The sequence below is a fragment of the Arthrobacter sp. YD2 genome (assembly GCF_030410475.1).
In the GTDB taxonomy this organism is placed as follows: domain Bacteria; phylum Actinomycetota; class Actinomycetes; order Actinomycetales; family Micrococcaceae; genus Arthrobacter_B; species Arthrobacter_B zhangbolii.
The window spans coordinates 227,779-247,924 of record NZ_JAUHHB010000001.1; the positions used below are offsets into that span (position 1 = coordinate 227,779).

Annotated in this window: 17 protein-coding genes; 15 read left to right on the plus strand and 2 right to left on the minus strand. The window is 65.8% G+C overall.

Annotated features, from left to right (window positions below):
- Window positions 1-43 precede the first annotated feature (43 nt).
- From QWJ37_RS01180 to QWJ37_RS01200, 5 genes are all read left to right on the plus strand, one after another.
- On the plus strand, window positions 44-1,564 hold the full coding sequence (locus QWJ37_RS01180) for a CCA tRNA nucleotidyltransferase (RefSeq protein WP_227903104.1): 1,521 nt from the start codon (window positions 44-46) through the stop codon (window positions 1,562-1,564).
- On the plus strand, window positions 1,565-2,221 hold the full coding sequence (locus tag QWJ37_RS01185) for a histidine phosphatase family protein (protein WP_227903103.1): 657 nt from the start codon (window positions 1,565-1,567) through the stop codon (window positions 2,219-2,221).
- A 638-nt stretch (window positions 2,222-2,859) separates the two neighbouring features.
- Complete coding sequence (locus QWJ37_RS01190) at window positions 2,860-3,132, plus strand: hypothetical protein (RefSeq protein WP_227928140.1); 273 nt, start codon at window positions 2,860-2,862, stop codon at window positions 3,130-3,132.
- 152 nt (window positions 3,133-3,284) lie between these two features.
- Window positions 3,285-4,529 carry a D-inositol-3-phosphate glycosyltransferase gene (gene mshA / locus QWJ37_RS01195; protein WP_290244816.1) on the plus strand — a complete coding sequence of 415 codons (1,245 nt, stop codon included), beginning with the start codon at window positions 3,285-3,287 and terminating at the stop codon, window positions 4,527-4,529.
- Between the two features lie 104 nt (window positions 4,530-4,633).
- The gene (locus tag QWJ37_RS01200) at window positions 4,634-6,313 is read left to right on the plus strand and encodes a formate--tetrahydrofolate ligase (protein ID WP_290243462.1); all 1,680 of its coding nucleotides are present in this window, start codon (window positions 4,634-4,636) and stop codon (window positions 6,311-6,313) included.
- A 75-nt stretch (window positions 6,314-6,388) separates the two neighbouring features.
- Here QWJ37_RS01200 and QWJ37_RS01205 read toward each other — a convergent pair whose 3' ends face one another.
- The gene (locus QWJ37_RS01205; RefSeq protein ID WP_227903100.1) at window positions 6,389-7,474 is read right to left on the minus strand and encodes an inositol-3-phosphate synthase; all 1,086 of its coding nucleotides are present in this window, start codon (window positions 7,472-7,474) and stop codon (window positions 6,389-6,391) included.
- Window positions 7,475-7,684: 210 nt separating this feature from the next.
- On the opposite strand from QWJ37_RS01205, the gene QWJ37_RS01210 reads away from it, so the two are divergent.
- The 6 genes from QWJ37_RS01210 (at window position 7,685) to QWJ37_RS01235 (ending at window position 14,834) form a co-directional block, all read left to right on the plus strand.
- Entirely contained in the window at window positions 7,685-9,052 is a 1,368-nt protein-coding gene (locus tag QWJ37_RS01210; RefSeq protein WP_290243465.1) for a hypothetical protein, read from the plus strand.
- Between the two features lie 87 nt (window positions 9,053-9,139).
- Window positions 9,140-10,612, plus strand: coding sequence for a glycosyltransferase 87 family protein (locus QWJ37_RS01215; RefSeq protein ID WP_290243467.1), 1,473 nt, complete (start codon window positions 9,140-9,142; stop codon window positions 10,610-10,612).
- Window positions 10,609-11,703 (plus strand): peptidoglycan bridge formation glycyltransferase FemA/FemB family protein, encoded by a 1,095-nt coding sequence (locus tag QWJ37_RS01220; RefSeq protein WP_290243469.1) that lies wholly within the window; start codon window positions 10,609-10,611, stop codon window positions 11,701-11,703. Before QWJ37_RS01215 ends, QWJ37_RS01220 begins: the two co-directional genes overlap by 4 nt.
- Complete coding sequence (locus QWJ37_RS01225) at window positions 11,700-13,154, plus strand: NAD(P)/FAD-dependent oxidoreductase (RefSeq protein ID WP_290243471.1); 1,455 nt, start codon at window positions 11,700-11,702, stop codon at window positions 13,152-13,154. Before QWJ37_RS01220 ends, QWJ37_RS01225 begins: the two co-directional genes overlap by 4 nt.
- An 89-nt stretch (window positions 13,155-13,243) precedes the next feature.
- A complete protein-coding gene (locus QWJ37_RS01230; RefSeq protein WP_290243472.1) occupies window positions 13,244-14,503 on the plus strand; it encodes a hypothetical protein in 1,260 nt (419 codons plus the stop codon).
- A gap of 61 nt (window positions 14,504-14,564) precedes the next feature.
- Window positions 14,565-14,834, plus strand: a complete 270-nt coding sequence (locus QWJ37_RS01235) for a hypothetical protein (RefSeq protein WP_227903094.1) — start codon at window positions 14,565-14,567, stop codon at window positions 14,832-14,834.
- Between the two features lie 2 nt (window positions 14,835-14,836).
- Here QWJ37_RS01235 and QWJ37_RS01240 read toward each other — a convergent pair whose 3' ends face one another.
- A complete protein-coding gene (locus QWJ37_RS01240) occupies window positions 14,837-15,157 on the minus strand; it encodes a putative quinol monooxygenase (RefSeq protein WP_290243474.1) in 321 nt (106 codons plus the stop codon).
- Window positions 15,158-15,242: 85 nt separating this feature from the next.
- Here QWJ37_RS01240 and QWJ37_RS01245 point away from each other — a divergent pair, with 85 nt between their 5' ends.
- The 4 genes from QWJ37_RS01245 (at window position 15,243) to QWJ37_RS01260 (ending at window position 20,134) form a co-directional block, all read left to right on the plus strand.
- On the plus strand, window positions 15,243-16,925 hold the full coding sequence (locus QWJ37_RS01245; protein ID WP_227903092.1) for an ATP-binding cassette domain-containing protein: 1,683 nt from the start codon (window positions 15,243-15,245) through the stop codon (window positions 16,923-16,925).
- Between the two features lie 29 nt (window positions 16,926-16,954).
- On the plus strand, window positions 16,955-18,157 hold the full coding sequence (locus QWJ37_RS01250) for an MFS transporter (RefSeq protein ID WP_290243477.1): 1,203 nt from the start codon (window positions 16,955-16,957) through the stop codon (window positions 18,155-18,157).
- 67 nt (window positions 18,158-18,224) lie between these two features.
- The gene (locus QWJ37_RS01255) at window positions 18,225-19,292 is read left to right on the plus strand and encodes an ATP-binding cassette domain-containing protein (protein WP_290243479.1); all 1,068 of its coding nucleotides are present in this window, start codon (window positions 18,225-18,227) and stop codon (window positions 19,290-19,292) included.
- Window positions 19,289-20,134, plus strand: a complete 846-nt coding sequence (locus tag QWJ37_RS01260; protein ID WP_227903089.1) for an ABC transporter permease — start codon at window positions 19,289-19,291, stop codon at window positions 20,132-20,134. The genes QWJ37_RS01255 and QWJ37_RS01260 overlap by 4 nt, the downstream gene beginning before the upstream one ends.
- Window positions 20,135-20,146 lie beyond the last annotated feature (12 nt).

Below are 20,146 nucleotides of genomic sequence, written 5' to 3' on the forward strand. Positions count from 1 at the left end.
CCTTGTCGGTCCCCGCCGTTTTATCTGGCACGCTTAAAGCACTATGGCGCACCTTTTTGATAGTTCTGCTTTAAAGTCCCCGCTGCCCGGCGTTATCCCGGAGCTGGGCACCCGTTTCGAGGACGCCGGCTATGAGCTTTCCCTCGTCGGCGGACCCGTGCGGGACCTGTTCCTGGGCCGGGTTTCCCCGGACCTGGATTTCACCACCAACGCCCGACCGGATGACATCATCCGGATTATCAGGGGCTGGGCTGACACATTCTGGGAAATCGGCCGCGAATTCGGCACCATCGGCATGCGCAAGGGCGGGTTCCAGGTGGAGATCACCACCTACCGGGCCGACGCCTATGATCCGTCCTCCCGCAAACCCGCCGTCGCGTTCGGCGACAAACTTGAAGACGATCTGTTCCGCCGGGATTTCACCATGAACGCCATGGCGCTGCGGCTGCCGTCCATGGAACTGGTGGACCCCTTCGGGGGAGCCCGGGACCTGCACGCCGGCATGGTCCGGACGCCGGGTGCGCCGTCGACGTCGTTCTCCGATGATCCGCTGCGGATGATGCGGGCGGCACGCTTTGCCTCGCAGCTGCAGGTACAGGTGGCACCGGAGGTATTTGAGGCCATGCGGGACATGGCCGGCCGGATTGGCATCATCTCCGCGGAACGGGTGCGCGACGAACTGACCAAACTGATCAACGGCAAGGCACCGTGGACCGGTGTGGACCTGCTGGTGGAGAGCGGCCTGGCCGAGCATGTGCTGCCCGAGGTGGCGGCATTGAAACTGGAGATCGATGAGCACCACCGGCACAAGGATGTCTACCAGCACTCCCTGACCGTCCTGCGCCAGGCCTGCGAACTGGAAACGGATGCCGACGGCGCAGTGCCCGGCCCGGACTTTGTGCTGCGCTTTGCCGCACTGATGCATGACGTGGGAAAGCCGTCCACGCGGCGCTTTGAACCGTCCGGTTCCGTGAGCTTCCTGCACCACGACGCCGTGGGCGCCAAGCTCACAGCCAAACGGATGAAGGCGCTGAGGTTCGACAACGACACCATTAAGTCGGTGGCCCGGCTGGTGGAACTGCACATGCGTTTCTACGGGTATGGCGACGCCGGCTGGACCGACTCCGCAGTGCGCCGATACGTCAACGACGCCGGGCCGCTGCTGGAGCGCCTGCACCGGTTGACCCGTTCCGACGTCACCACCCGGAACCGGCGCAAGGCCGAACGGCTGGCGTTCGCCTATGACGACCTTGAGCAGCGGATTGCCGCGCTCGCTGAACAGGAAGAACTTGCTGCCATCCGTCCGGACCTGGACGGGGAGGCCATCATGGCGCTGCTGAACGTGAGTCCCGGGCCCGTGGTGGGCCGCGCCTACCGGTTCCTTCTGGAGGAACGGATGGAAAACGGGCCGCGCAGTGAGGCGGAAGCCGCCGAGCTGCTCCGGACGTGGTGGTCCGCACAACCGGAGAGCTCAATGCAGGATACTGGCCTGTCACCTGATACAACGGAAAAAGAAAGCCTGCGGGGGCAGGATGGATCAGGTACAAACGCGAAGGACAAATAAATGAGCAACGGGGACAACTTCGGACCGGCAGTACCGGACCTGACCCCGTCCGGGACCCGGCTGCCCCGCCTATGGCTCCTGCGGCACGGAGAAACCGAGTGGAGCCGTGAGGGCAACTACACCGGACTGACGGATATTCCACTGACGCCCGAAGGCGAAGCCCAGGCCAGGGCTGCGCTGGAGAAGATCGGACCCGTGAGTTTTGACCGGGTCCTCACCTCACCTCTGATCCGCGCCCGACGGACCGCGGAACTGGTGGGCTACCCGGACGCGGAGATTGTTCCCCACGCCCACGAGTGGGATTACGGCGACAATGAGGGCCGCAACAGCCGGCAGGTGCGCGAAGAGAACCCGGGCTACCTGATCTGGAAGGACGGGGTGCCCAACGGCGAATCCCTGGCCCAGGTGGCCGAGCGCGCGGACCGCATCATTTCCGCCGTCCAGGCCGGCTCCGGAACCGAGATGGACCGGAATCCGGAGGCCACCCCGGTGGAAAAGGTCCTGTTGGTGGCACACGGGCACTTCCTGCGCATCCTGGCCGCCCGCTGGCTGGGACTGCCTCCGGAATTCGGCCGCCACTTTGCCCTCAGCACCGCTGCCGTCTGCACCCTCGGCTGGGACAAGCACACCCCTGCCGTAGTCGGCTGGAACCTCTGACCTGCAGGTTCTCCCGGCCCGCCCGCCCCGGTTTAAGAAATAATTCCAAAGAATTATTAAAAAGTACTTGGCAGGGCCGGGAAAACTGTTGTACCTTTCTTTTGCGGGCACTTTTGCAGCCCGCCCCAGGCAGAACCGTAAACCGTTAAGAGACCCGAAGTATCCAGGTCCCCGCGAACAGGAGGTGGAGAGTTATGAATATGAACATTAATGGCGGCTTCGGCGTTGCCGGTCATAACCTCCGGCCGCGGTTCCGGGCTCCGTGGGCACCGTCCTCGGTTCTTTCCGGACGGCTCTACGCCGCGCACCGGTCTATTGCTGGCCACTGGCCGGCTGTGTCCGCCTAAGCGCCGCCGCCTTACCCCTCACTGCACGGCCCGCACCGGATAGCTCCAGCTTCCGGCCACCCCCGCTTCCTGCCCTCCGGCTGCTCTGCACGGAGAAGCCAGGCACCGGGCGTCGCGGTCAATAGGCAGGCCTTTTCCTGAAGGCATCATCGCGTCCTGGTCGGGATGTATTCCCGCAAATCGCCCTGACGTAAATAGTCGATGCCTTTCCGGCTTTCTCCTGTCTCTTTTCCGACATTTCCTTTTCCTTATTTCCCCTGCCCATTTTGGGCTCCCCTTTTGGAGAATCCAGTGCCTGAATATCCCCTGCCCAGTACAGCCATGCCCGAAACCAGTTTCACGTCCACCTCGCATGCCGGCCTGCTGCCTGAACCACGGGCTGTGACCCTCCCGGCAGAACATCCGCCCGTCCGACATCACCCGCTGAAGGAGGTGTATTCAATGCTGAAGCGCCTGCACAGTTCCTACCTGCGTTCCAGCGCGGTCCACGACGCACGACTGGACGCGGCGCTGCGCGGGGAACAGGGGCACCTGCTGCTGCACTACTTCCACTCCGCGAAGTAGGAGGAGTGCATCGCCATCCGATCCGCTCGGGCACCGGCACCGCCGGGCACCTGCAGGTGCCCGGCGGACGTGTTTTAGCCGACAGGAAACAAAGCTGAAGCCCGCGGCGTTATAAAGTCGATAGAGAAGATTTCAGGATGGAAGGGAGCAAAGTGCCCCAGGTCAAACGTGTGGCCATGCTCTCCCTTCATACCTCCCCGCTGGAGCAGCCCGGCTCCGGCGATGCCGGGGGCATGAACGTCTACGTCCGTTCAGTGGCCCTTGAACTGGCCCGCTCGGGCACCGAAGTGGAGATTTTTACCCGCGCCACGGATCCGGAACAGCGCGCCGATGTGCAGCTGGCACCGGGTGTGAAGGTCCGGCACGTGCCTGCCGGCCCGGTTCGCAGGGTACCCAAGGAACAACTGCCCTTCCTGGACCTGGCCACTGCCGTTGCCGAGGCGCAGCCCTTCCTCCTGGAAGGGGGCTTCGACGTTGTCCATTCGCACTACTGGGTTTCCGGCACAGCCGGCCTGGCCGTGGCCCGGCAGTGGGACCTGCCGCTGGTGCACACCATGCACACCATGGCGCGGGTCAAGAATCTCCAGGCCCAGCCGGGGGAGTCCCCCGAGCCGCAGATCCGTATCGACGGCGAGCAGCAAATAGTCCGGGGTGCCACCCGGCTTATCGCCAACACAAGCACCGAAGCCGCCGAGCTGGAAACCCTGTACGGCGCGGATCCGCGGACCGTTGACGTAGTGGCACCGGGAGTGGACCTGAACGTGTTTTCGCCCCGCGGCAGGCCGGGCGTGCAGGCCGGCAGGGGATTCCTGCCCGGGGTGTTCCACGTGGTGTTTGCCGGCCGGATCCAGCGGATGAAGGGCCCGCAGGTCCTGGTGGAGGCTGCTGCCGAACTGCGGCGCCGGCGCCCGGACATTCCCCTGCGGGTGAGCATCCTGGGTGCAGGCAGCGGCTCGCAGGTCCTTGACCTGGCTCCGCTGATCCGCAGTCTCGGGCTCCAGGACACCGTCTCGCTGCGGCCCCCCGTGCAACCGCATCAGCTGGCGGACTGGTTCCGCTCCGCCGACGTGGTGGCGGTACCCTCCTTCAGCGAGTCCTTCGGCCTCGTGGCCCTGGAAGCCCAGGCCTGCGGCACGCCCGTGCTGGCCGCCAACGTGGGCGGCCTGCCCAAGGCGGTGCGGCACGGACGCAGCGGCGTGCTGGTCAACGGACACGCCCCCGGACGCTGGGCAGAGGAACTCGAGGCCCTCTACGACGGGACGGATCGCCGTCGTGCCCTCGGTGAAGGAGCGGCCGCACACGCGCAGGCCTTTGGCTGGCGCCGCACCGCGATGCTCACCGCAGAGAGCTACCGTGAGGCAGCTGACCAGTTCGCCAGCCGGTCGGTCCGGAAATAGCCGGTAAGGGAGCGTCACGCCTGCCCGGCTGATAGCTTGGCTTCCATCCAATGACCCGCCGCCAACGCGATCCGTTGCCGGCGCAGCGGAAGGAAACGCGGCATATGCGCACCAATGTTCCATCGGACCTGGAAATTTCCCGGTCGGCCCGGCTCCTGCCCGTTGCCGAGGTGGCCGCAGCGGCCGGCATTCCCGAGGACGCGTTGGAGCTCTTCGGCCGTTACAAGGCCAAGGTGGACCCGGCGCTGCTGCCGGGGAACCGGGTTCCGGGGCGGGTGGTGCTGGTGACGGCGATGAGCCCCACCCCGGCCGGGGAAGGGAAATCCACCGTCACTGTCGGCCTGGCCGACGCCCTGCAGCGCGCCGGCAAAAACGTCTTTATCGCCCTGCGGGAACCGTCCATGGGTCCGGTCCTCGGCATGAAGGGCGGAGCCACCGGCGGCGGATACTCCCAGGTGGTGCCCATGGAGGACATCAACCTGCACTTCACCGGTGACTTCCATGCCATCACCTCGGCCAACAATGCGCTGGCCGCCCTGGTGGACAACTCGATTTTCCAGGGCAATCCCCTGGGGCTGGACCCGCGGCGGATCACCATCAAACGCGTCCTGGACATGAATGACCGCGCCCTGCGGGAGATCGTCATTGGCCTGGGCGGCCCCGCGCAGGGAGTGCCGCGGCAGGACGGCTTCGACATCACGGTTGCCTCGGAGGTGATGGCCGTCTTCTGCCTGGCCCGTGACCTCACCGACCTCACCGAACGCCTGGCGCGGATCACCGTGGGTTACACCTATGACCGCCGGCCGGTGACGGTGGCGGACCTGGGCGCCGAGGGAGCCATGACGCTGCTGCTGCGTGACGCCCTGAAACCAAACCTTGTACAGACCCTGGCCGGGACGCCCGCGCTGGTCCATGGCGGACCCTTCGCCAATATCGCGCACGGCTGCAACTCCGTCATAGCCACCCGCACCGCCCGCAGGCTCGCCGACATTGTGGTGACCGAAGCGGGCTTTGGCGCGGACCTGGGGGCGGAGAAGTATTTGGATATCAAGTCCCGGGTGGCCGACGTCGCCCCGGATGCGGTGGTGGTGGTTGCCACCGTACGCGCACTGAAAATGCACGGAGGACTGCCGCGGGAACAATTGGCGGAGGAGAACCTGCCCGCGCTGGAGGCCGGCACGGCCAACCTGCGGCGGCATCTGGAAAACATCCGCCGGTTCGGCATTAATCCGGTGGTCGCAGTGAACCGCTTCGCCACCGATACTGAGGCGGAACTGCACTGGCTGCGAGAATGGTGCGCCACCGAAGGAGTGGGTGCCGCGGTCGCTGACGTCTGGGCGAACGGCGGCGGCGGGCCGGGCGGGGATGAGCTGGCCGCAACGGTACTGGAAGCCCTCGGCCGGCCCGTCGACTTCCGGTTCCTGTATCCGGACGAGCTGCCCGTAGCGGAGAAGATCCGCACAGTTGCCCGGGACATTTACTGTGCGGCGGACGTCGAATTTGCGCTGCCGGCCCGGCGCCGGCTGGATGAGATTGCCGCCCGCGGCCTGGAGCACCTTCCGGTGTGCATGGCCAAGACGCAGTACTCGTTCTCCGACGACGCAACGGCCCTCGGCGCACCGTCCGGTTTCACCATCCATGTCCGGGACCTGTCCATCAAAACCGGCGCCGGTTTTGTCGTGGCGCTGACCGGGGCGGTCATGACCATGCCCGGACTCCCGAAGGCACCGGCGGCCCTGAACATGAAGGTTGCCGCGGACGGCACACCCTCGGGCCTTATCTGAACCGCATCGCCGCGGACACAGCAACGCCCCCGGACCGGCAAGACCGGCACCCGGGGGCGTTCTGCGAAAGCGTATTTAGCGTTCGACCTCGCCGCGGATGAACTGCTCCACCTTTTCCTTGGCAATATCGTCGTTGTACTGCTCGGGCGGGGACTTCATGAAGTAGCTCGACGCCGAGAGGATCGGTCCGCCCACACCGCGGTCCAGGGCGATCTTCGCGGCACGGACGGCATCAATGATGACACCGGCGGAGTTGGGGGAATCCCAGACTTCGAGTTTGTATTCCAGCGAGACCGGGGCGTCGCCGAAGTTGCGGCCTTCGAGGCGCACGAAGGCCCACTTGCGGTCATCCAGCCAGGCGACGTAGTCCGACGGGCCGATGTGCACGTCATCCGCCTTGAGGTCCGCGGAGGTATTGGAGGTGACCGCCTGGGTCTTGGAGATCTTCTTCGATTCCAGCCGCTCGCGTTCCAGCATGTTCTTGAAGTCCATGTTGCCGCCGACGTTGAGCTGGTAGGTGCGGTCCAGCACGACGCCGCGGTCCTCGAACAGCTTGGCCATCACGCGGTGCGTGATGGTGGCGCCGATCTGGCTCTTGATGTCGTCACCGACAATGGGAACACCTGCAGCGGTGAACTTGTCCGCCCATTCCTTGGTACCGGCAATGAAGACGGGCAAGGCGTTGACGAAGGCCACGCCGGCGTCAATGGCGCACTGGGCGTAGAACTTGGCAGCCTGTTCCGATCCGACCGGAAGGTAGCAGACCATTACGTCAACGGCGTTGTCCTTCAGCGCGGCGACAATGTCCACCGGAGCGGCGTCGGACTCGACAATGGTCTCCCGGTAGTACTTCCCCAGCCCGTCAAGGGTGTGTCCGCGCTGCACCGTGATGCCGGTTTCCGGAACGTCGGCAATCTTGATGGTGTTGTTCTCGCTGGCGCCAATGGCATCGGCCAGATCCAGGCCGACCTTCTTGCTGTCGACGTCGAAAGCCGCCACGAACTGCACGTCATTGACGTGGTAGTCGCCGAACTTCACGTGCATCAGGCCAGGGACAATCTCGTTGGGGTCGGCGTTTCGGTAGTACTGGACACCCTGCACCAGCGAAGCTGCGCAGTTTCCAACACCGACAATTGCCACCCGGATGGGGTTCTCGGACACGGTTCTCCTTTGAAGAAATGTTGAACGCTGCGCGCCCGGCGCAGACAACCCCCATAGTCTACGTGCTGGCACTCACATCTTTGGCCCGATGCCGAACTCAATCGCATATGGGCCCCAGGGGGAGTACAGGGGCGGCCGCAAGCCTACACTGGAAACGCGAACGACACCCCGCCCCTGCCACGGGCACGCCCCCGACCAAGGGAGTCGAAGATGTCCGCTTTCCGGAAGGCAGTGTTTCCCCGCGGTATTCAGGTACGCGGCACCCGGGCACACAGGCCCCGACTGCCCATCCGCAGCCTTGTCGCCACGGCCCTGGCCGGGCTGCTGGCAACCGCGGGCTGCAGCTCGCCGTCCCCGGAGAACCAGGGCAGCGGCGGCCCGTCAGCCACCAGCCCCGCTGCGTCCGAATCCTCTGCCGGCGCCGGGTCGGCAGCCCAATGCCCGCCGCTCTCCGCAACCGTTCCCACCGATAATCCCGCGGGTGGAACCTTCACCGCCTCCGATCCTGATTCCTCCGCCCTGACGCGTGCCGACGGCGGAACCTCCGCCGTCGCCAACGCCACTGTCACCAAAAGCGGGGCATCCTCGAACGTGGATTCCTCCAGCTTTGACGGCCTCAATGCGGCAGTCCTGGTCTCCAACGGCAGCCGGCTTTCCCTGAACAATGCAACGGTGAACACCTCCGGAACGGGGGCCAACGCCGTCTTCAGCACCGGAACCGGATCCCTGATTGAACTGGCAAACACCACCGTGAACACCGACGGTTCCTTTGCCCACGCCGTCGAGGCAACGGCGGGCGGTGCCGTAACCGGATCGGACCTGACCCTGACCACCGCCAGGGACCACTCCAGCACCATTGCCACCGACCGCGGCGGCGGGGAGATCACCATCAACCGGGCCACGGCCACGGCGGCCGGGGACCTGTCCGCAGCGGTGTATTCCACCGGAGACATCTCCCTCTGCGGCGTGATCGGGACGTCCCGTGCCGCCGAGGGCGCCGTGGTGGAAGGCGCGAACACGCTGATCAGCACCGGCAGCGAACTCACCGGCGCCACCCACGGGGCCTACCTGTACAGCAGCACCCCCGGCGGGTCCGGCGGCGGTTCCCTGACCGTCTCGGGCGGAAGCCTGACCGGGCAGAATGGCAACGCCGTCCTGATTGAAGGCGTTCCCGGAACGGTAGCCATCAGTGACGGCGCGAAGCTCAGCGCCGGTTCGGAGGCGCTGATTGCGGCGACCAGCGGGGGTGCCGGGACGGTGAACGTGGCCGAAACGGAACTGGACGGCAACCTCACGGCGGACCCGGACAGCAGCCTGGTGGTTTCCCTTACCTCCAACAGCACCGTCTCCGGCGCCCTGAGCAACGTGGGGGTCAGCCTGGATACCACCTCCCGGGTGCTCCTGCAGGCGGACTCCACCGCCACCACAGTGGAAGGAGCGCTGATTGCCGGCAGGGAAATCAGCAATATCACCGGCAACGGCCACACACTGACCTACGATCCCTCTGCCGCGGAGAATGCCTACCTTGACGGTGGCACATACACCCTTGGCCAGGGCGGCAGCTTGGCACCGCAGTAGTTTCCGGAAAAGCCGCCGCCCCGACCGCCGCGGCGGCGCAGATGCCGGTGCTGACCGGAGGCCGGGGGTTGCTGGATACTGGGAGACATGGATCCGAGCCCCCGGCGCCGCCCCATGCGGATAGTGGCGCCCAGCCGAAATGACCCGTTCCTGCGCAAATTCAGCGAGGTCATCGGCGGGCCGCTGGGACGCTTCACGGCGCCGGGCATCGTCACCCCGGGGTTTTTTACGGTGGAGCGCGTGCTGATTCTGTTCACCACCATCTCCGCCCTGCTCGCCGTACTGGTCAAAATGCCCTGCCGCGCCGGGGGCTGGAGCACCCCCGACCACTTCTACCAGGCCTGCTATTCCGACTGGCCCGAACTGTTCCGCACCCGCGGTCTGGGGGAGGGGGTCTTCCCCTTCCTCACGGAGGGTGCCTTCTTTGAATACCCGGTTCTGCTGGGGCTGCTCGCGGGGGCCACCGCACTGCTGATTCCGGGGCAGGAGGACGGTGCCACCGCGCTGCGCTCGCTTCAGTATTTCGACGTTAATGCGCTGCTGGCCACCGGTGCCTGGATTGCCACAGTTGTGCTGACCATGCGGATGTCCGGCCGCCGGCCCTGGGACGCCGCCATGGTGGCCCTGGCGCCAACAGCCGTCCTTGCGGTCTTTATCAACTGGGACATCTGGGCAGTACTGCTGGCCACCGCGGGCATGCTGGCGTTCGCCCGGAACAAACCGGTGGCAGCAGGAATCCTGATTGGGCTGGGGACCGCCTTGAAGCTTTACCCCGTGCTGATCCTCGGCGCAGTGCTGGTCCTGGCGCTGCGGACCCTGCGCCTGCGGCCGGCCGTCCTCACCTTCGCCGCCGCCGGTGCTGCCTGGCTGGCCGTTAACCTGCCCTTCCTGCTGCGGGACTACGAGTCCTGGCGGTACTTCCTCAGCTTCACTTCCGACCGGCCGGCCGGCTATTCCTCCATTTGGTTTGGCTGGAACCTGACCGTGGAACGCTACGGCGGAGCCACGGTGGACGCCGCCTTCATCAATGTGTGGGCCTACCTGCTGTTCGCGCTGGCCTGCGCCGGCATAGCCGTGCTGGCACTGAGCGCTCAACGGCGACCGCGCCTGGCGCAGCTGGCCTTTTTGATCGTGGCCGCGTTCATCCTCACCAACAAGGTCTATTCGCCGCAGTTTGTCCTGTGGCTCCTGCCCCTGGTGGCGCTGGCGCGGCCACGCTGGCGGGACTTCCTCATCTGGCAGTTCTTCGAAGTGATGCACTGGTGGGCCATCTGGATGTACCTGGCCCGGGAAACCTCCGGCGGTGCGGCGCAGAACAACATCGATTCCCCCTACTACGTGCTGGCCGTCCTGGGCCACATGCTGGCCACGGTTTATCTCATGGGTGCAGTGGTGTCGGACATCCTCAATCCCGCCGGAGATCCGGTGCGGCGCAACGGTGTGGACGATCCGCAGGGAGGCCCGTTCAACGGCGCCCCCGATCGCTGGGTCCTCAGGCGCGCCAAGACCGTTCAGGTACCCTTGGAAGCGCACGCGGCCCCGTCGAAAGAAGCACAGTGACCCCCGTTCCATACCGTTCCGAGCAGCTTTCCCACGAGGAATTCGAGGCCCTTGCCGCCGCGCATCCCGATGTGGTGATCCCGCTGGAGCAGACCCCCTACTGGGCGGATTTTGAGCGGAAACTCGGCCGCACTCCCTACGGCATCTGGGCGTATTACGACGGCGGCACCCTGGTGGCCGTTGCCAGCTACCTGCGCTCGGACCGCCGGCTGCGTCCCTCCCTGGTGGTGGTCAACGGACCGACCTGGTTCACCACCCGCACGCACAACGCCGAAGCCCGCCTGGTGGCCACGGTGCAGGAACAGTTCCGTGCCGACCCGGCGGTGGATCCGCTCTACATCCGGATGCAGGTGGCCCACCCCCAGCCGCCGGTCACGGAACCGCTGGAACACGGCTGGTATGAACGGGAAATCGTGGTGGACCTGACCCCGGACACGGACGCCATCTTCGCCTCCTTCCGTTCCAACGCCCGCAACCTGATCCGCAAGGCGGAGAAGCTCGGCGTCGAAGTGCGGACCATCGAGCCGGAGCGCTGGGTGGAGGTCTTCCGCACGGAGCTGTTCCCGATCATGCAGGAAACCGCCGCCCGCGACGGATTCTCCAGCTTCGAGTCGACCTTCTACGAGACACTGCTGACCGAGCTCGGCCAGTACCTGCGGCTGATGGTGGCCTACGTGGACAACCGGCCCGTGTCCTGGCTGATCACTACCGAGTACCGCGGCTATTCGGTCTACTATTTCGCCGCCAGCTCGCACAGTGCCCGTAAGACCAACGCCCCGTATCTGCTGCTGTGGGAAGCCTTCAAAGTGCTCAAGGAGGCCGGCAACACGGCCTGCGGGCTCACCGGCATTGTCAGCGAGAACTATCCCGGGCTGATCAACGTCACCACGTTCAAACGGAATTTCTCCAAGACCGTGGTCACCATTCCCACCACTTATGACATTCCGCTGCACCCGCGCCGGTACGCTCTGGTAGCAGCGGCGCTCAGGCTCCGCCGGGAAGCACCGCAGAAACTGCGTGCGCTGCCGGCGTCGGTCAAGGCGCGTGCAGCCGCGATTACCGGACGGAAGGGCGGACAGGCACCTCAATGAGCGACGTCAGCGTGGTCGGAGCCGGTCCCAACGGACTGGCCGCAGCGGTGGTTCTGGCACGTGCCGGGCTGTCGGTCGAGGTTTTCGAGGCCGGCGAAACGGTGGGCGGCGGCAGCCGGACCAAAGAGCTGATGGAACCGGGCCACCTGCATGACATCTGCTCGGCGGTGCACCCGATGGCGCTCGCCTCCCCGTTTTTCCGCAGCTTCGGGCTCGGGCAGCGGATCGATCTGGTGGTGCCGGAGGTTTCCTACGCCTCACCGCTGGACGGCGGCCGCGCAGCACTGGCCTACAAGGACCTGGACCGGACGGTAGACGGACTGGGACGGGACGGGGAAGCCTACCGCCGGCTGCTGGAACCCCTGGTGGAACGCAGCGAGGCAGTCACGGAACTGCTGATGGGATCGCTGCTGAACATCCCGCGGGACCCCATCGCAATGGCCCGGTTTGGCCTGGCCGTCCTGGACCAGGGCACGCCGCTGTGGAACCGCCGGTTCGTGGAGGACGCCGCTCCGGCACTGCTCTCCGGTGTTGCGGCGCATCCGGTGGGGCGGATGCCCTCGCTGCCCTCGGCCGGCGGCGGACTGATGCTGGGCACGCTGGCCCACTCGGTCGGCTGGCCCATTCCCGTGGGAGGCTCGCAAGCCATTGCCGACGCGTTGGCCGAGGATATCCGGGCGCACGGCGGGCGTATTGTCACCGGCCACAGGGTCTCCTCCCTGGATGAAGTGGCCGGCTCGCAGGCAGTCATCCTGGACGTTTCTCCCTCGGTGCTGCTGGAACTGGGCGGTGACCGGTTGCCGGCCCGCTACGCCCGGGCGCTGGAGCAGTTCCGGTACGGCAACGCCGCCTGCAAAGTCGACTTCATCCTCTCCGCCCCGGTGCCCTGGTCCAACCCGGAACTCGCAGGGACCGGAACACTGCACCTGGGCGGTACCCGTGCCGAGCTGGCGGCTGCCGAGACCGATGTTGCGGCCGGGCGGCACCCGCGCCGGCCCTATGTGCTCGCGTCCCAGCCCAGCGGTTTTGATCCCACCCGCGCCCCTGCCGGACGCCATATCCTCTGGTCCTACTGCCATGTCCCCGCCGGGTCCACCGTGGATATGACCGAGGCCGTGACCGCACAGATTGAACGCTTCGCGCCCGGCTTCCGCGACGTCGTGGTGGATTCATCGGTGACGACGGCGGCGGATCTGGCCCGCTACAACGAAAACTATGTGGGTGGGGATTTCGGCGGCGGCGCCGTGACGCTGACCCAGATGCTGAGGCGCCCGGTGCTTTCCCCGTCTCCCTGGCGCACGGCCCTGCCCGGCGTGTACCTCAGCTCCGCCTCCACCCCGCCCGGCCCCGGGGTCCACGGCATGGGCGGTCTGCACGCGGCCCACCTGGCGTTGAAGGACGTTTTCGGCATGCCGGTCCCGGATCTGTCTCCCTCCGCGGGAGCGGTGTGACGCAGCTCGCCAAATAATTGTAGGTTTGTCTTTCCGGTGTACGCGCCGGAGAGATAAACCGGGGGAACACTAATGGGGGGACAACTACATTGAGCAACGAGAATTTCGGCGGAGCCGCGCCTGCAGGGCAGGGAGCGCAGCCGGGAGGCCAGGGAACGCCGACAGGACACGGCACGGGAACGGCCGCCTACCCGCAGTCGCCGCCGCCGGGCCCGCCGCAGTCGCCGCCGCCGGGCCCGCCGCAGTCGCCGGCCCCGCCGCCGCCCGGATCCAACGGGGGAGACTGGAACCCGCCGGGAAGCACCGCACCGCGCCCGCCGATGGATCCGAAGAAAAAGAAGAAGCTCACCCTGCTCGCCATCCTTGGCGGCGTGCTGGTGCTGCTGCTCGCCGCCGGAATTGCCACATATTCCTATCTGGCGAAGAACGTGTACGGTGCGGAAGGCGTGGTGGAGGAATACCTCGGCGCGCTGAAGGACGGCAATGCCGAAAAGGCGGTTGAACTGCTGCCTGCGGGTGACGGGCTGGACACGGTCCTGATCAACAACGAGGTGTACCAGGCGGCCGAGAACCGCATCTCCGAATACAGGATCACCGGGTTCGACGGCGCCAACGGCGGAGTTGTCACCGCGGATGTCACGCGGGCCGGATCCACCGCCGAGCACACCATCCGCGTGGTGAAGGACGGCCGGCAGAACCTCCTCTTCCCGAAGTGGAAGATCGAGGATGACCTGATGGACTGGTCAGTGACCCTGGATATTCCGGAGAATTCCTACCGGCCCCAGGAAATGACCGTCAACGGCGTGACCGTGGCACTGCCGGAGTTCAAGGATGACGGCGGACTGCAGACAGTTGATCTTGCCGTGCTTCCGGGTGACTACAGGATTGAGCCCATCGCGGGAAGCAAGTTCATCAACTACGGGGAGAACGAAACCGTGGAGGTGGAACTGGATTCCCCGCAGCAGATCATCAGCTACTGGCCTAAGCTCAGCGACGCCGCCGACGAGGCCCTGAAGACGGAGATGACGGCCTGGCTGGACAGCTGCCTGGCATCGACCAAGCTGGTGAACCCGGGCTGCCTGAACAATGTCCCCGACATGCAATACCCGGAGCGGTACCGCAACATCAAGTGGTCCCTGGCCTCCGGCCCGAGCATCGATCCGGTAGCCGGAACCACCGCCCTGGATGAGACCTTCGGCTTCCTCGCCACGGACATCAAGATCACGCTGAACTGCGAGGTCAACCGCGGCGGAAACGGCAAATGGGAACCGTTCGAGGAGAGCGACACCTTCACCGAGTTCGCCGAAGCGAAGATCGACGGCGACAAGCTGGAGCTTATTTTCGAGTAGGACGGCGTATGCCTTGCGCTCAGGTGCCGGTCATGGGGAACTAATAGCTAGGAGGTTCCCCATGACCGAGCATCTGAACAATCACCACCGGGACACGCTGGACAGGATCCTGCGGCATCCCTCAAGCGGCAACATCGAGTGGAAGGACGTGGTCTCCCTGCTGGAGACCGTGGCGGACACTACCCGGGAACACAACGGCAAGTACGAGGTGACCCTGGCCGGACAGACCGACTACCTGTCCGTCCCGCACGGCAAGGACATCAGCGAGCAGACCGTGGTTGACCTGCGCAAAATGCTGCGCCGTGCCGGCTACGAACCGGATCGAAAGTAGTCCTATTCGACGGTGAGTTCACCCATCCGGGACCACTCTTCGCCGTCGATGACCGTGTTGATGATCTTCGGCGTTTCCACCAGCGCCGGGACCATGTCCTTCATGGCCTGCTGGAAGTGGGCGCTGCCCACGTGGGCTTCCGCGGCGTCGTCCTTGAACGCTTCCACCAGCACGAATTCGTTCGGGTTATCCAGGCTGCGGGACCAGTCGAACCACAGGTTGCCCGGCTCCTGCCGGGTTGCGGCGGTGAAATCGGCGGTCAGCTCCGGCCAGCGTTCGGTCCATTCGGGCTTAACAAGGAATTTGACGGTAATAAAAATCATGGTTTTATCGTATGCCCCGCAGGCATGGCCCTGAACGGCGGCCGGTGCGCCCGGGCCGGGCAGGCGGAGATGCGAGTATGGAGACGTGGCGCATCTCGACGTATCCAACATTGACTACTTCCTCTCCGACGGCAGGCAGCTGCTCAACGGTGTCAGCTTCAAGGTGGGGGACGGCCAAAAGACCGCCCTCATCGGACCCAACGGCACCGGCAAGACCACCCTGCTGCGGATTATCTCCGGCGACCTCGCCCCGGATGAGGGGACCGTCTCCCGGTCCGGCAACATGGGCATCATGCGCCAGTTCGTCGGCCAGGTCCGCGACGACAGCACGGTGAGGGACCTGCTCGTTTCCGCCGCCCCGCCGGCCCTGGCAGCGGCGGCACGGGAGGTCGACGCCGCCGAAACAGCCATGATGGAGCACGACGACGAGCCCACCCAGATGCGCTACGCCACCGCCATTACCGACTGGGGCGACGCAGGCGGCTATGAGCAGGAGACCGTCTGGGACGAGGTAACCATGGCCGCACTGGGCCTGCCCTTCGACCGCGCCCAGTACCGCAAGGCCGCCTCCCTTTCCGGTGGCGAGCAGAAACGCCTGGTCCTGGAAGCCCTCTTCGCGGGCCCCGACGAGCTGCTGCTGCTCGATGAACCGGACAACTACCTGGACGTACCCGGCAAACGCTGGCTCGAGGCCAAGCTCGCGGAGTCCCGGAAATCAGTGCTGTTCGTCAGCCACGACCGGGAACTGCTGGACAACGCCGCCACCCGGATCGTGACCCTGGAGCCGGGCATCAACGGCGCCTCGGCCTGGATCCACGGCGGCGGATTCGGCAGCTACGTGACGGCCCGCGAGGACCGCAATGCCCGGTTCGAGGAGCTGCGGCGGCGCTGGGACGAGGAGCACCTCAAGCTCAAGGAACTCGTCAACATGTACAAGAACAAAGCCGCGTTCCGTTCCGATATGGCCAACCGGTACCAGGCGGCACAGACCCGCCTGGCGAAATTCCTCGAAGCCGGGCCGCCCGAAGCCCTGCCGATTGAACAGAACGTCAAGATGCGGCTGCGCGGCGGCCGGACCGCCAAGCGCGCCGTGGTGGCGGAGAAGCTGGAGCTGACCGGGCTGATGAAGCCGTTCAGCACCGAAATCTGGTTCGGCGACCGGGTGGGGGTGCTGGGCTCCAACGGGTCCGGCAAGTCCCACTTCCTGCGCCTGCTCGCCCTGGGCGGCACCGACCCGGACCGGGAACACGAACCCGTGTCCGAGGTGGAGATCGCCCCGGTTCCGCACGAAGGCACGGTGAAACTCGGTGCCCGCATCCGGCCCGGGTTCTTTGCCCAGACCATGATGCGCCCCGACCTGGCCGAGCGCACCCTGCTGGACATCCTGCACCGCGGCGACGAGCACCGTTCCGGGCTGGGCCGCGAAGCCGCTGCCGGTGCACTGGACCGATACGGCCTGGCCGCGTCCTCGGAACAAAAATACGAATCCCTGTCCGGCGGCCAGCAGGCCCGGCTGCAGATCCTCCTGCTGGAACTCTCCGGCGCCACCCTGCTGCTGCTGGACGAGCCCACCGACAACCTGGACCTGCACTCCGCCGAAGCGCTGGAAAAAGCGATTGACGCCTTCGAAGGCACCGTCCTGGCCGTCACCCACGACCGCTGGTTTGCCCGCAGCTTTGACCGTTTCCTGGTCTTCGGTTCCGACGGCAGGGTCTATGAATCCGAGACGCCGGTGTGGGACGAAAAACGGGTTGACCGGGTTCGATAGTAGGGAATTCGATAGTGGAGAATACTGCCGTGCGTGAAGTCAACGAATCATCCCTGAATAAAGCACTGATCGCGGTCTTCGTCTGTTTCGGGCTGAACGGGCTGGTTTTCGCGAGCTGGGCGGCCCGGATTCCGGCCGCGGCACAGGATCTGGGCATCGGCGCGGCCGGCGTCGGCCTGCTGCTGCTGTTCTCGGCCATCGGATCGGTGGCGGCGCTGCCGCTGGCCGGTTCCGTGGCGCAGCGGATCGGCACCGCAGGCACCGTGCGCGCCGGCGGCATTACGACGTCGGCGGCCTCCCTGGCGATCGCCGCCGGACTCTACCTGGGCTCCATCCCGCTCACCGGCGCCGGGCTGCTGGTGTTCGGTGTCGGCATCGCCGGGTGGGACGTGGCCATGAACCTCGAAGGCGCCGACGTTGAACGCCGGCTCGGACGCAACATCATGCCGCGTTTCCACGGTGCCTTCAGTGCCGGTTCGTTTACCGGGGCGATGATCGGCGCGCTGCTCTCCTTCGCCGGAGTGTCCCTGTCCCTGCACCTGCTGGCCATCCTGACGGTGGTCTGTGTGATCGTGCTGATTGTCCCCCGAAACTTCCTGCAGCTGCCGCACCAGCCTGAGGGAGCACCCGGCGGCGCTGCACCGGGCCCGGTCTCCCGGTTTGGAGCCTGGCGCGAGGGTCGGACCCTGCTGATCGGCGTCGTAGTGCTGGGCGCCGCCCTGACCGAGGGTGCGGCAAATGACTGGGTGGCCAAGGCCACCGTGGACGGACTGGGAACCACCGAGTCCGTCGGTGCCGTGATGTTTGCCGTCTTCGTGGCCGCCATGACCCTCACCCGCTGGTTCGGCGCCAAACTGATTGACCGCATGGGCCGTGTCCGGGCACTGCGGATCTGCATGAGCGCTTCCCTGGCCGGCCTGCTGCTTTTTGTGCTGGCACCGAACCTCTGGATGGCAGGAACCGGTGCCGTGCTGTGGGGGATTGGCGCGGCACTGGGCTTCCCGATGGGCATGTCCGCAGCAGGCGAGGACCCCGCCCACGCACCGGCGCGCATCTCCGTGGTGTCCACCATCGGCTACACCGCGTTCTTCCTCGGCCCGCCCGTGCTGGGCTTCCTGGGGGAACTCTGGGGAGTGCGGAACGCGCTGCTGGTGGTGGGGGTGGCCATGCTCGTCTCCATCGTTTTTGCCCCGGCGGCTGCTGAACGGAAGCCGGTCTCCGAAACAACCTGAGCACCGCGGACCGGAATTGTCCTCAAAGGGGCGGCGCCGGGGCACCCTCCGGTCCTACCCTCGACGCATGTCCCCTTCTCTGCAGCCTCCTTCCTCCGCAGACCGGGCTCCGCTGATCCAGGCGAACGGCGTCACCAAGGTCTACCAGTCCAAGAGCGGTCCCGTACATGCCCTGGACGGCCTGGACATAGCGGTTCCCGAAGGCACCGTGATGGCGCTGCTCGGTCCCAACGGTGCCGGTAAAACCACGGCGGTGAAGGTCCTCACCACCCTGATCAAACCCGACGCCGGCACGCTCCGGATTGACGGCATCGACGTGCTGGCAGATCCGAAGGCTGTCCGCCGGATCATCGGTGTCTCCGGGCAGTACGCTGCCGTTGATGAGAACCTCACCGGCCAGGAGAACCTGCGGATGGTTGGCCGGCTCTACCACCTGACGCCGAAACAGGCACGTACCCGCGCAGCGGAACTGATCGATATGTTCGAGCTGACGGACGCGGGCAACCGTCCCGTCAAGGGCTACTCCGGCGGCATGCGCCGGCGCCTGGACCTGGCCGGAGCGCTGGTGAACAGTCCCCGGGTGCTGTTCCTCGATGAACCCACCACCGGACTGGACCCGCGAAGCCGGCTGGCCCTGTGGCAGGTCATCAAGGACCTGGTTGCCGCCGGCACCACCCTGCTGCTCACCACCCAGTACCTGGAGGAAGCCGACCAGCTCGCTGACACGGTGGCGGTGATCGACCACGGGGTGGTGATCGCCGAAGGCACCTCGGACCAGCTGAAATCGCGCATCGGCGGGCACAGCGTTGCCGTGGCCCTGATTGACGGCAACGATGCCGGTGCCGCGCGGGCCATCCTCACCCTGCACGGCGCTGGATCCCCGCACACTTCCGATGACGGCAGGACCCTGGAGGTCGCCGTCCAGAACGGACCGGCGTCCCTGCAGCAGGTCCTCGCCGATTTGCAGGAACAGCACATCGGCCTGCACGACGCCGGTATCCGCCGGCCCACCCTGGACGACGTGTTCCTCCAGCTCACCGGCCGCCCGGCCGAGGAGGAACCTGCCCCGGAGGCCGCCGAAGCAGGAGCCGGCACCGGGAAAACGGCGAAAGCCGGGGAAGGGGTGCACCGATGAGCGCCACCGCCACCGGTCTTCCGGCGGCGACGGGCCGCGGACCGTCGTCGGCGCTTAACTGGGTCGACGACGGCTGGACCGTCACCAAGCGCAACCTGATCAAGATCAAGCGCTCCCCGGACATGATCGTCTTTGCCGTGCTGCAGCCGATCATGTTTGTGCTGCTGTTCAGCCAGGTCTACGGCGGATCCATCAGTGTGGCGGGCACGGACTACACCCAGTACCTGATGGCCGGGATTTTTGCCCAGACCGTGGTTTTTGGTTCCACGTTTTCCGGGGCGGCCATGGCCCAGGACTTGAAGGAAGGCATCATTGACCGCTTCCGGACCCTGCCCATGAGCCCCTCAGCCGTGCTGATCGGACGGACTAACTCCGACCTGGCGCTGAACGGAATTTCCATGCTCATCATGATGGGCACCGGGCTGCTCGTGGGCTGGCGGGTCAACACAAACTTCGCGTCCTTCCTGGCGGCCGTAGGCCTGCTGCTGCTCTTCTCCTACGCCTTCAGCTGGGTGATGGCCCTGCTGGGCATGAGCGTGCGGTCGCCGGAGACCATCAACAACGCGTCCTTCATCATCCTGTTTCCCATCACGTTCATTTCGAATGCCTTTGTGCAGAGTTCCACCCTGCCGACACCCCTGCGGATCTTTGCTGATTGGAACCCGGTGTCCGCGCTGGTCCAGGCGGCCCGTGAACTGTTTGGCAATCTGGGCACCGCTCCCGTCCCGGACACCTGGCCGATGCAGCACGCCATCCCTACCGTGGTGATTGGATCACTGGTGCTGCTGGTTGTTTTCGTTCCCCTGTCCGTGCGCAAATTCGCCTCGGTCAGCTCCCGGTAGCTGTGAAAGGAC